This is a genomic window from Rhodococcus sp. MEB032 (assembly GCF_030208925.1).
GTDB lineage: Bacteria > Actinomycetota > Actinomycetes > Mycobacteriales > Mycobacteriaceae > Rhodococcus_F > Rhodococcus_F qingshengii.
In genome coordinates this window covers 1-12,304 of record NZ_JARVSY010000040.1, presented here as the reverse complement: position 1 = coordinate 12,304, position 12,304 = coordinate 1, and the positions used below count along the sequence as shown (strand labels likewise).

Genomic DNA, 12,304 nt, shown 5'->3' with positions numbered 1-12,304 from the left:
TTGTGTTCGGTGGGGATAGGATCGTTTCTTTCGTGAACCATCTTCCGTGATCCGAATGAAATCGAGGTGCCTGCCAAGTGGCAAACCCGGCCGTACCGGCATCCGAGGTGAATGCTGTTCTCTCCGAACTTCTTCGAACCCAGCTCCTTCCTGGTGTTCGAAAGGTCGCCGGCGGCTGCGAAGACCCGACGGTAGCCCGGGTGGGATTCATGGCGGTTCCGGACATCGGACCGTGGCTGCGGCACGGACAGTTGCTGATCACCACGCCGGAAACCCTCGCCAGGGTCACCGAAACCTTCAAAGCATTTGTCGGACGGTTGTCGACGCGAGGTGTTGCGGCACTTGCCGTCCAATTCGGCGCAGACGGGGACACTCTCGCGCCGGAGCTGGTCGACGCGGCCGAAAGCGCCGGCTTCCCGCTCCTGGTTTTTCACGGTGCGTGTGATCACCCTGCGGCGAGAGACCGTGAGCAGACGGAGTCGGCCCAGATCGACGCCATGTTCGGGGCCGAGCGCTTGCGACGGCTGCTGGTCGACGTCGTGATGGGCGGCGGCGGCCTCCCGCAATTGACCGAAGTCATCGCTCGGGAGATGAAGGGCGCCGCCCTGATCACCACCTCGGACGGACGCGAGATCTGCCGCGCCGGGGACGCCGCGGAGCGCAAGCATCTGTCTGCCTGTCCCGCCGTCGATTCCACCGGTCGTCTGCGGACCGACACCGTCGAGGGCGGATTGGGTCTGCACGAGTTCGACGGTCAATTCATCGCGGTGTCCGCGATTTCCGCCAATCACATCGACCACGGGCGTCTCGCGTTGTTCACCGGTGAGCGCGTCATGACGAGTTACGACCAGTACCTGGTCGAGCGGGCCGCGTCGGTGTGCGCGTTGGTCATCACCCGTGAGCAGGCCGTTGCGTCGGTGGAAGAACGCCATCGCGCCAACTTCGTTCACGACCTGCTCCTCGGCCGTGCCGGGGACCACGATCACGTTGTCTCCCACGCCAAGACGTTCGGTTGGGACTTCGATCGCCCGCTGGTGATCGTCTCGATCGAGCCGGACCCGGTCGACGAACCGGCCTCGGCGGCGCCCGCTCGGCTGCCTGTTGTCGATCGCCAGGCGATGGCGTTCTCCGGGGCGATCGCCCACCGCGATCCCGGTGCGGCGGTGACCGCGCTGACGGGCGAGACGGTGATCGTCATGGGCGTCGGCACCGACACGATGGCATTGGTGCGGGACCTCGTCACGGTCGTTCGCGGTGAAGGTGGCGGCGGGAGAAGGCCGTTCAGTGTCGGGGTGTCCCGGCCGACAGCGGCGATCGACGCCGTCCCCGCGCTCTACAGTCAGGCGCGCACCGCACTGACCGTCGGGCGACGGATCTCCGGTCCGTGGACGGTGACTCAGTTCGACGATCTCGGTGTGTACAGACTGCTCAGTCTGGTCGAGGACGAAAACGAACTGGAGACGTTCGCGCGGGAGACACTGCGGGAACTGACGGAGGAAACTGCCGAAGCGCAGGACATGCGCAAGACATTGGAAGTCTTGCTCGCGACCAACATCAACATCGCCGAGACAGCGCGCAAGCTCCACTTCCATTACAACACACTGCGTTACAGGGTCGTTAAGCTGGAGAAAATGCTGGGACCCTTCACGGCGCAACCCGAGCTACGGCTGGATCTGTCTCTAGCACTGAAGATAACCGCGATGCGCGGCATCAATCACTAATATTGCCAATCCGAGTCCGTGGGTTCTGGCAGATTGTCATCACGTCGATACCCCTGCGCTGTAATAGCGTTTCACTCCAGTCACGGTGTTTTGTGAGCTGGAGCACACTCAGCGTTCGGACACCTTCCTCTGCACGAAAGGTCCCATCATGCCGATTTGGACGTTGCACGGAGATGGAAAGAACATCAAACCGGGTGAAGTGGTCGCTCCCGGCGAGCGGCTCAGCTGGGGAAGAACCATTGGGCTGGGTAGCCAGCACGTGGTGTCGATGTTCGGCGCGACGTTCGTGTTCCCGATCATCATGGGCCTCAATCCTCAACTTGCCGTGATGATGTCGGGTTTCTGTACGCTCTTCTTCCTGTTGGTGGTCAAGGGACGCATTCCCAGCTACCTCGGTACGTCGGCGGCTTTTGTCGGTGGTATCGCCGCCATTCGCGCCCAGGGCGGAACGTCCGCCGAGGTGACCGGCGCGATCCTGGTGTCCGGACTGGTCCTGGCGGCCATCGGTATCGCGATCCACTTCCTCGGCGGCCGGGTCGTGTTCAAGGTTCTTCCGCCAGTGGTGACCGGCGCGGTGGTGATGTTGATCGGATTCAACCTGGCACCCGTCGTCGCGGGGCTGTACTGGCCGCAGGACCAGTGGGTGGCTCTGATCGTCATGGTGGCCCTGATCGTCATGAGTATCGCGCTACGCGGCTTCATGGCGCGCATCGCCATCTTCCTGGCGCTGATCTTCGGTTACGTCCTCTCCTGGATCCTCGACCGGGTCTCGGGGACGATCACCTCCTACGACGCAGGCACCGGTCAGATCACCGAGCACTTCCGCGTCAACTGGGATTCGGTGCAGTCGGCGTCGTGGTTCGGCCTTCCCCCGTTCTCGGACGAGGCCAACGGAATCGTCGGCATCCACGCTCCGTCGTTCAGCCTCACGTTCATCATCCTGGTCCTTCCGGGTGTCATCGCGTTGATCGCGGAGAACGCGGGCCACGTGAAGGCCGTGGCCGAGATGACCGGGGACGACCTCGACCCGTACATGGGACGTGCGCTCGCCGGTGACGGTTTCGCCACCGCTATCGCCAGCAGCGTCGGCGGTTCGCCCACCACGACGTACGCCGAGAACATCGGTGTCATGGCAGCGACCCGTGTGTACTCCACCGCCGCCTACGCGGTTGCCGGCATCGTCGCCATGATGCTCGGCTTCTCCCCCAAGTTCGGTGCCGTCATCTCGGCGACGCCCGGCGGTGTTCTCGGCGGAATCACCGTGGTGCTCTACGGCATGATCGGCCTTCTCGGCGCCAAGATCTGGAAGGAGAACGGCGTCGACTTCGGCAATCCGCTCAACCTGATGCCGATCGCGGCCGGCCTCATCATCGGTATCGGCGACACGGCCCTGAAGTTCAGTGACACGTTCTCGCTCAGCGGCATCGCGCTCGGCACCATCGTCGTGATCGGGATGTACCACCTGTGCCAGTTCATCGGTTCGAAGAACCCGGAACTGAATGCGAAGAATCCGGAACCGAACAAGCCGGATTCGAAGACTCCCGGCGGCGAGCGGGAGGAACCCGCCAAGCAACTCACGTGACGCTTGGCTGAGTGTGCTCGATCGACGAAGGCCGGACATCCTCCGCGGAGGATGTCCGGCCTTTCCGGTGTTCTGGGTACTGATCGATCAGACGGAGGTACTGGCTTCGACCAGGCCGATACGGTCGATGCGTTCGGTGCGGGTGTTGAGCCGTTCAGTCGCATCGGTAGCACTGAGCACGCTCAGCTCGTAGTGCAGTACCGTTCCGACTCGAGTGCAGAAGGCGGCGGATTCGTCCGCGGCATCGGGAAATTCGGGGATGACCCGATCGACGATGCCGCCCGCGAGCAGATCGAAGGACCTGATCCCTTGACTGGCTGCCATGTCCGGCGCGTGCGTGATGTCGTGGAACATGATCGCGCTCGCACCTTCGGGAGGTAAGGGCGAGAGCCAACCGTGGCGGGCCGCCAGCACTCGATCGGCCGGAATCAGTGCCAGGGCGCCGCCGCCCGTGCCCTGCCCGAGCAGGAGGGAAATGGTGGGGACCTCGAGTGAAATCATGTCGGCTATGCACCGAGCGATCTCGCCCGCCAGTCCGCCTTCTTCGGCCTCCTTCGACAGTGCCGCGCCCGCTGTGTCGATGATCGTCACCAGCGGCAGGTCGAGTTCTGCGGCCAGCCGCATACCTCGCCGAGCCTCCCGCAGAGCGCCGGGGCCGAGTGGGGAGTGAGCAGTCTGTCCGCGCCGGTCCTGTCCGAGAAGGACGCAGGGCATGTCGCCGAAGCGAACGAGCGCGAGCATGATGCCGGGATCGTTCTCGCCCTGGCCGGTTCCGTTGAGCGGGAGCATGTCCGAGGCGGAATTGAGCAACACTTCCCGTATCCCCGGTCGGTCTTCGCGTCGGGATGCGACGACGGATTCCCAGGCTGACGTATCGGGTGGGCAATCGTACGAGCACGGGTCACTGGGCAATAAGTACCCACGATGCGCCCCGGTGATGATGCGCAATGCGCGTTCGACGATTTCGGCGAGCTGGTCTGGCGGCCTCACTGCATCGATGAGTCCGTGCTCGTGAAGGTTCTCCGCTGTCTGGACACCGGCGGGGAAAGGTGAGTTGTACAAGGCCTCGAACACTCGAGGGCCGAGGAATCCGACGAGGGCCCCCGGTTCCGCGATCGTCACGTGACCGAGTGATCCCCAGGACGCGAATACGCCTCCGGTGGTGGGGTTTCGGAGATAGACGATGTAGGGCAGGTGCGCTTCTTTGTGCTTGATGAGCGCCGCGGTGATCTTGACCATCTGCAAAAACGCCGTCGTCCCCTCCTGCATACGCGTTCCCCCGGACGTGGGAAGCGCAAGAAGGGGCAGCTGCTCTTGCGTGGCTCGACGGATGGCGACGACGAGGCGTTCGCCCGCCGCCACGCCGATCGATCCGCCGAGAAAGCCGAACTCGCAGACGATGATTGCCACACGGCGGCCTCGGACGGAGGCGCTTCCCGTCAGGACGGACTCGTCGAGTCCGGTCTTCTCCTGGGCCCGCAGAAGTGCTTCGGCGTAATCGGAGTCGGTCGCGACGGGAATCGGAGGGGTATCCCACGACTCCCAGGTGCCGGCATCGATTACCAGGTCGAGCAAGTCGCGAGCCGTCAGGCGGTTCATCGGGTGAATCCTTGTAGCCATGACATGATTTCGTCAGTGTCTTCACCGAGAACCGGAGGTGCAGTGTGGCGGGTCTCCGTCACTTCGGTTCCGTCCGGATCGAAAAATCGTAGCGGTGGACCGGGCAGTGTGATGTTTCCGAGCGTGCTGTGGTCGACGTCGACGAGCAATCCCTGTGATCGGGTCTGCTCCCATTCGTACACTTCGGAGATCGTCCGAACCCGTCCTGCCGGTACTCCGATGCGGTCGAGTTCGGTCAGAAGCTCGTCACGCGAGTACGGCTTGAAGGTACGTTCGATCAATTCGACGACCTGGAAATGATTTTCGACGCGTTCGGCGTTTGTTGCCATACCCGGGGCGTCAGGGTCGAGGTCGAATCCTTCGCAGAATCTTCTCCACAGGCTTTCGCTGCCGACCGAGATCTGTACTGCGCCATCGCCGGTACGAAAGAGTCCGTACGGTGCGATGGAGGGATGGTGGTTGCCCTGCGCTGTGCCTACCTCACCGGCGACGGTCCACTTCGTTCCTTGAAACGCGTGAACACCGACCACGCTGGCCAAGAGCGACGTTCGGACAACGCGGCCTTTCCCCGTCTGTTCGCGTTCCTTCAAAGCCGCGACGACACCGAACGCCCCGTACATTCCGGCGAGAAGATCGGCGATCGGAACTCCGACTCGTTGAACGTCGTCCGGACTCGAGCCGGTCAGCGACATGAGTCCGGCTTCCCCCTGGGCGATCTGGTCGTAGCCGGCGCGACCGCCTTCCGGGCCGTCGTGGCCGAAACCGCTGATGGACAGAACGATCAGTCGAGGATTGAGTTCGGCCAGCCGCTCGGTCGAGAATCCGAGTCGATCGAGAACTCCGGTGCGGAAGTTCTCCATGAGAACATCGGCGCGGCAGACGAGATCTTCGAGGGTCGCGCACCCACTGTCGGATTTCAGATCGAGCGTGATCGACTTCTTGTTCCGGTTCGTGGACAGAAAATACGTCGATTCCCGTTGCGTGTTCGGTGGTTCCAACGTGGGCTCCACAAAAGGCGGCCCCCACCCACGGGTGTCGTCGCCGCCGTGAGGTGATTCGACCTTGATCACGTCGGCACCCAGATCGCCGAGCATCATTGCCGCGTGAGGACCCGCGAGTGCGCGCGTGAGGTCGACGACAATCACGTCGTGTAGCGGACCACTACGAGCACTTGTGTTGTGAGGCTTCGAAGTCGAGTTCATGTCGCACCGCCGTGTTCTGGTGTAATTGGCTGAGCCAGTTGGTGGTTGAGGCCTCCGTAGTTCGGTCGACTCCGGTCCGCTGGACCGAGAAATCGGCCAGGGCCACTGAAGGAGGTATGTGCGGCCCGTCTTTCGAACCGTAAGCGGACACCGGTGAACGGCACATGGGTAACCTTGCCGACGACGGGTGCCAGTGGTGGGTAAGAAGTGACGAACGCTCACCGGGCGGCGCGATTGCGGTTGTATCGAACCGTTATCGGGACGTTCTGTCAGCTCATATCGTGCGAAGTCATGACATTTCGTGCATCTTCATGACCTGCAGGGCGAGTGAGACGTTCAATCGAAGGACGGGGTCGTCGGTGAACGATCCGACGACGCTCTCCAGCTTTCCGATTCTGTAACGCAAAGTGTTGTAGTGCATGTGCAGCGCCCGGGAGGCCTCGGCGACATTGCAATTGCAGTCGAGCAGGGTCTGGAGTGTCAGACGCAGGTCAGCGGCTTCGGCGTTGTCCGCCGACAAGGACTTCAGAACGTCATCGGTGAACGAACGCAGTTCGCTCTTGTCCGTCTGGAGCGAGAGGAGTCGGTGTACACCGAGTTCGTCGAAGTGTGCGATCTGCCCCGGCCCGTTGATACGTCGGCCGACGACCACGGCTGTACAGGCTTGGTCGTAGGCCGCGGGTAGATCGGCCAGGGAGTAGATCACCCGGCTCACTCCCGTGCTGAAGGATCGGCGGCCGCTGGTGCGATCGCCGGCAACCTTGCGCACCAACCCTTCGATGTCCCGAACCGCACGGTCGGTGCTGGTCGGGAAAAGCGTGACCACCTCGTGTCGAAACCCGACGGACGGCGCCGTCCGCTCGTGTGTTCGGACCACTTGTTGCCAGCCGTCGCTGAGTCGATCTTGGTCCGTGCGAGTGGAATTCGCGTGCTGGGATTCCGGGTGATCGACGTCGAGTTCTGCAACCACAACGGCAAGTGGACGAGTGACATCCCACCCCAACTGGGTGAAGTGCGCGCTCACTTCCGCAGGCGAGCCGGCTTCGCCTATCAGTGCGTCACGGAGGAAGTCGCCGCGGAACTTGGATTCCACTGCCGCAACTGCCAGCTGTTTGGTGACGGCCAGCGCGGCAACGGTGGCCGCTCGCTCCAGCGCTTGAACGACAACTGCGCCGAGTTCGTGGGTGCCGGCGTACGCCACCATCCGGCCGTGGTCGGTGCCGCCGGCCACCACTCGGGTGAGCGCCAACTGGCCGGGAAATCCCTTGGGCGCGTTCTGTAAACCGACGGCGACCCGCTCGGTCAGGAACCGACCGGTGCTTTCGAACAACGGAAGCGCGTTCAGCGCGGCTGAATCCCCGGCCTCGGTCAATACCCTTCCGTCCGGCGAGCAGATCAGAACGCTGACGTCGAAGAGCGCGGCGAATTCTGCGGCAATCTGAGGTAGATCGCCACCTTCCAAGACGATCGACGTCAACGAGCGGTGAAGTCGATCGGCAATGTCGAGTGCCGCGGACTGCTTCGCCACCAACTTGGTGAAGACCTCCGAGATCACCTCGTCGAATCCCGCGGTGACGGGAAGAACCAACAGCGGAAGCCCTCGCTGCTCTGCCATGTGCAGCATCGCCTCGGGCAACTCGTCGAGATAACGGCCCGTTTTCACGGCAAGTGCCGCGACTCCTCGACGTGCAAGACCGTCGACGAGGTCACTGAGATCTGTGTCGTCGAGAAGCTCGCCGGTTCGCCCGTAGCGCAGCGGGAACCCGGTTGTCACCAACAACTCGTTCGGCTTCACCCAAGCGAGGATGTCCGGTACTTCCATCACGTTCACCGATTGAACGAGGTGGCGTAAGCCCCCGTGCCCGGCAAGGACTTCGGCTCCACGCAGACTGGGCAGCTCGAGGACATCCCGAACTGTGAGTCTGTAGTCGCCACCCTCTGGCAAATGTTGAAGCTCTTCGCTCGAATATTTGGCAGATCTATCCATGTCGCGAGACTACGCTCGATCACGCGACGAACATTGTCAACAGTTGACGAAAATAGCCTCTCGAAATGAGCGGTTCTCCGTATGTCTGCCAACTACCGCGGCCCGAATTGGCGATCGCCCGCGTCTCCGAGTCCAGGTATCAGGAAAGCATTTTCGTTCAGGCCGTCGTCGATGCTCGCTGTGAGGAGCCGGACCGGATGTCCGGAGTTCTTCAGTGCTTCGATCCCCTCCGGAGCCACGACGACACATATTGCAGTCACATCGGTGGCTCCGCGTGCAATGAGCAGATCGATTGTGCGGACGATGGATCCACCGGTCGCCAACATCGGATCGAGGACGTAGACGGGGGTGCTCGACAGATCAGCTGGCAGGGACTCGAGATACGGAACCGGCTGGTGTGTCTTCTCGTCTCGTGCCATTCCCACGAAACCGACGCCTGCCTGCGGAATAAGGGCACTCGCCTGTTCGACCATGCCGAGGCCCGCTCGCAAGACCGGGACCAGGAGCGGTGGATTCGCCAGCCGCACCCCCAGCGTCGGAGCAACTGGCGTCTCGATGTCGAACTGTTCCAGTTCTGCGCCGCGCATGGCCTCGTAGACCAACATATGGGTCAGTCTGCGCAAGGCGGACCGGAACGTTGCGTTGTCGCTGCGAGCGTCGCGCATGGTCGTGAGCAGCGATGCCGCCAGCGGATGGTCGACAACAGTGGTGTCCATGGTCGAATCGTAAGTGAGAACCGATGGGGCGGCGCACAACCGGTGATTCGGAGTCGAAATAACCAATCGCGGTTTTCGTTTGGGCAAGTATTGACGATGCCGATGGGTTCGAGTCGTCATAGCGTGGTCGACACGGCAGTTCCGAATCGCTCGGCTGGACTGGGCGCCCGGAGCTGTCAAGGCCCAATTTTGCCTCCACGATTCCCTATACAAGGAGATGCCAATGCCCGAAGCAATCGAGGTCCGTAAGGTTCCGCTACACAGCGTCTCCGACGCCAGTGAGCTCGCCAAGCTGATCGACGACGGTGTCCTCGAGGCCGACCGCGTCATTGCAGTCATCGGCAAAACCGAGGGTAACGGCGGCGTCAACGACTACACGCGCATCATCGCGGACCGAGCGTTCCGAGAGGTTCTCTCCGCCAAGGGTAATCGCAGCCCCGAAGAAGTGGCGGAGGTGCCGATCGTCTGGTCCGGCGGCACGGACGGCGTGATCAGCCCGCACGCGACGATCTTCGCGACCGTGCCGGCAGACAAGGTCACCAAGACCGACGAGCCGCGACTGACCGTGGGTGTCGCCATGAGTGAGCAACTGCTGCCCGAGGACATCGGCCGTACGGCCATGATCACCAAAGTTGCTGCGGCCGTGAAAGACGCGATGGCCAATGCCGGCATCACCGATCCCGCCGACGTGCACTACGTACAGACCAAGACCCCGTTGCTGACAATTCACACCATCCGTGACGCCAAGAGCCGCGGCAAGACTGTGTGGACCGAACAGACTCATGAGTCGATGGACCTGTCCAACGGCGGAACGGCTCTGGGGATCGCGGTTGCGCTCGGCGAAATCGACATGCCGACCGACGAGGATGTCATGCACAGCCGCGAACTCTTCTCCTCTGTCGCATCCTGCTCGTCCGGCGTCGAGTTGGACCGCGCGCAGATCGTCGTCGTCGGTAACGCACGTGGCGTCGGCGGACGCTACCGGATCGGCCACAGCGTGATGAAGGATCCGCTCGACCAGGACGGCATCTGGGCGGCGATCCGTGACGCCGGACTCGAACTTCCGGAGCGGCCGCACTCGAGCGACCTGGACGGTCAACTCGTCAACGTGTTCTTGAAGTGCGAGGCCAGTCAGGACGGAACGGTCCGTGGCCGTCGTAATGCGATGCTCGACGACTCCGACGTGCACTGGCACCGCCAGATCAAGTCGTGTGTCGGCGGAGTCACGGCAGCTGTCACCGGCGATCCGGCAGTGTTCGTCTCGGTATCGGCAGCGCACCAGGGTCCCGAGGGCGGCGGCCCAGTCGCTGCCATCGTCGATCTCGGTCAGTAGTAGGCAAGAACCTCGCTGGAAACCTCGACAGTCGCGCCGCCACCGGCAATTCGTCCTCGAATCAGTTGCCGGTGGCGGCGAGTCCGCCGCGGCGTACCCCACTTCACTGCTTGAAAGGATTCACGATGGTTCATGCTGCTGACCCTGTCGACGAGAGCGTTTCCGGTGCGCCCGAGAATCGCGAACTCGTCATGGCCGATGCGGTCACGCTCAGTGGTCTGATACGCAGGCGTGAAGTGTCGTGTGTCGAGGTGATGGACAGCTTCCTCGATCAGATCGAATTACATAACCCGGCGGTGAACGCGATTGTCGCATTGCGGGATCGGGAAGCGTTGACGGCGGAGGCGCGCGAGCGTGATTCGCAGTTGGCGAGTGGGGAGTATCTCGGTTGGATGCACGGGTTTCCGCATGCGGTGAAGGATCTTTCGGCGGCCAAGGGTCTGCCGTTCACGTCCGGGTCGCCGATGTTCGCGGATCGAATCGCCGAAGATGACGAACTGTTCGTCAAGCGGATCAGGTCTGCCGGTGCCATCGTGATCGGCAAGACGAACACACCGGAGTTCGGGCTCGGATCCCAGACGTACAACCCGGTGTGGGGTACGACGGTGTCGCCGTACGACAATTCGCGCACTGCCGGCGGTAGCAGCGGAGGCGCCGCTGCGTCGTTGGCGCTCCGCATGCTGCCGGTGGCTGACGGAAGCGATTACATGGGTTCGCTCCGAAACCCGTCGGCATTCAACAACGTTGTTGGGTTTCGACCATCCTGGGGTCGGATACCGGAGACGGGATTCATCGCTCAGGGCGCTGTTGTGGGCCCGATGGGCCGAACCGTCACCGACGTGGCTCACCTGCTTTCCACGATGGCGGGGCCGGATGCTTATGCACCGTTGGGGATTCGTGAGGATCCCGCGGTATTCACCGAAAGCCTCGCACGTGATCTGAAGGGCTCTCGGATCGCATGGGTCGGTGACTGGAACGGTTACCTGGCAACCGAACCTGGAGTTCTCGAGTTGTGCGAATCCTCGTTCGAGGTCTTCGAACAGTTGGGGTGCCGCGTCGAGGCGGCGCTTCCCGACTTCAAACCCGAGGACATCTGGCAACTGTTCTTGCGGTGGCGTTGGTGGGCACAGCTCGGCTTGATCGATCAGTACAACGATCCGAGCTTGCGCGAGTTGATGAAGCCCGAACTGTTGTGGGAACTCGAGCACGCGGTCACACTGTCGGCTCTCGACGTGACCAAGGCCGCGGAGGCCCGCAACGGCTGGCTGTCGGCCATTACCAAGATGTTCGAAACCTACGACTACATTCTTGCGCCCAGTGCCCAGGTGTTTCCTTTCGACAAGAACACTCACTGGCCCGAGACCGTCGACGGCCGGTCGATGGACACGTATCACCGGTGGATGGAGACGGTTGTCCCCTGGACGATGGCCGGGGTTCCGGTTGCGGGAATGCCGGTCGGCTTCGACGATCGTTCGCTTCCCATGGGTATCCAGATCATCGGTCGGCACGGAGCCGACTTGGACGTACTCCAACTCGCCTACGCATTCGAGCAGGCAACCCAGTGGGTCGAGCGGGTTCTTCCGCCCGCACTCCGCGTGAACTGACCGATCTATTTCGAACGTATCCAGTTGGGAGAGAGAGACGATGGCTTCGGCATTGTGGCACGGGTTCGCGGATATGGGCGCTGTGGAGAAGAACGGCGCGTTTGTCGTCTCTCGCGGTGAGGGTGCGTACATCTGGGACCGCGAGGGCACTCGGTATCTGGATGCGACGGCGGGCCTGTGGTTCACCAATGTCGGGCACGGGCGCACGGAGATCGCGGATGCGGTGGCGGCTCAGTTGTCGAAGATCGCTCATTTCTCGAATTTCGGTGATTTCGTTCCCGAGACCACGCAGGTGTTGGCGGAGCGGTTGGCGACGATCGCGCCGGTTGCCGGGAGCAAGATCTTCTTCACTTCGGGTGGTTCGGATTCGGTGGACACTGCGGCGAAGCTCGCTCGCCGGTACTGGCACGAGGTGGGGCAGCCGGAGAAGGCGATCATCGTCGGTCGTCAGAAGGCGTATCACGGAATGCATATTGCCGGAACGGCTCTCGCTGGTATTCCGGTGAACCGTGAGGGGTACGGCGAGCTGATGGCGGATG

General features: G+C 62.5%; 10 protein-coding genes. 5 read left to right on the top strand and 5 right to left on the bottom strand.

Features of this window, described 5'->3' with window-relative positions; all coding sequences use genetic code 11:
* Positions 1–77 precede the first annotated feature (77 nt).
* Complete coding sequence (locus QRN54_RS29200) at positions 78–1,721, top strand: PucR family transcriptional regulator (RefSeq protein WP_083058490.1); 1,644 nt, start codon at positions 78–80, stop codon at positions 1,719–1,721.
* A gap of 148 nt (positions 1,722–1,869) precedes the next feature.
* Positions 1,870–3,303: a uracil-xanthine permease family protein gene (locus QRN54_RS29195; protein ID WP_042450598.1), complete on the top strand. Its 1,434-nt coding sequence runs from the start codon at positions 1,870–1,872 to the stop codon at positions 3,301–3,303.
* An 87-nt stretch (positions 3,304–3,390) separates the two neighbouring features.
* On the opposite strand, the gene QRN54_RS29190 is transcribed toward QRN54_RS29195, so the two are convergent.
* The 4 genes from QRN54_RS29190 to upp all read right to left on the bottom strand — a co-directional run bounded on the left by QRN54_RS29190 (position 3,391) and on the right by upp (position 8,828).
* Positions 3,391–4,902, bottom strand: coding sequence for a carboxyl transferase domain-containing protein (locus QRN54_RS29190; RefSeq protein ID WP_042450595.1), 1,512 nt, complete (start codon positions 4,900–4,902; stop codon positions 3,391–3,393).
* The gene (locus tag QRN54_RS29185; protein ID WP_285183642.1) at positions 4,899–6,125 is read right to left on the bottom strand and encodes a CaiB/BaiF CoA transferase family protein; all 1,227 of its coding nucleotides are present in this window, start codon (positions 6,123–6,125) and stop codon (positions 4,899–4,901) included. The genes QRN54_RS29190 and QRN54_RS29185 overlap by 4 nt, the downstream gene beginning before the upstream one ends.
* 289 nt (positions 6,126–6,414) lie before the next feature.
* Entirely contained in the window at positions 6,415–8,112 is a 1,698-nt protein-coding gene (locus QRN54_RS29180) for a PucR family transcriptional regulator (protein ID WP_003946020.1), read from the bottom strand.
* 92 nt (positions 8,113–8,204) lie between these two features.
* On the bottom strand, positions 8,205–8,828 hold the full coding sequence (upp, locus tag QRN54_RS29175) for a uracil phosphoribosyltransferase (protein ID WP_007735207.1): 624 nt from the start codon (positions 8,826–8,828) through the stop codon (positions 8,205–8,207).
* Positions 8,829–9,051: 223 nt separating this feature from the next.
* On the opposite strand from upp, the gene bar reads away from it, so the two are divergent.
* Positions 9,052–10,161, top strand: coding sequence for a barbiturase (bar, locus tag QRN54_RS29170; RefSeq protein WP_007735206.1), 1,110 nt, complete (start codon positions 9,052–9,054; stop codon positions 10,159–10,161).
* Here the strand turns inward: bar and QRN54_RS29165 are convergent.
* Positions 10,155–10,295 (bottom strand): hypothetical protein, encoded by a 141-nt coding sequence (locus QRN54_RS29165; protein ID WP_155277953.1) that lies wholly within the window; start codon positions 10,293–10,295, stop codon positions 10,155–10,157. The genes bar and QRN54_RS29165 overlap by 7 nt on opposite strands.
* Here QRN54_RS29165 and QRN54_RS29160 point away from each other — a divergent pair.
* Both QRN54_RS29160 and QRN54_RS29155 read left to right on the top strand, forming a co-directional pair.
* A complete protein-coding gene (locus tag QRN54_RS29160) occupies positions 10,287–11,765 on the top strand; it encodes an amidase (protein ID WP_007735205.1) in 1,479 nt (492 codons plus the stop codon). The two genes, QRN54_RS29165 and QRN54_RS29160, sit on opposite strands and share 9 nt — an antisense overlap.
* Positions 11,766–11,805: 40 nt before the next feature.
* On the top strand, positions 11,806–12,304 hold a 499-nt coding region (locus QRN54_RS29155; RefSeq protein ID WP_285183639.1), incomplete at its 3' end, for an aminotransferase class III-fold pyridoxal phosphate-dependent enzyme.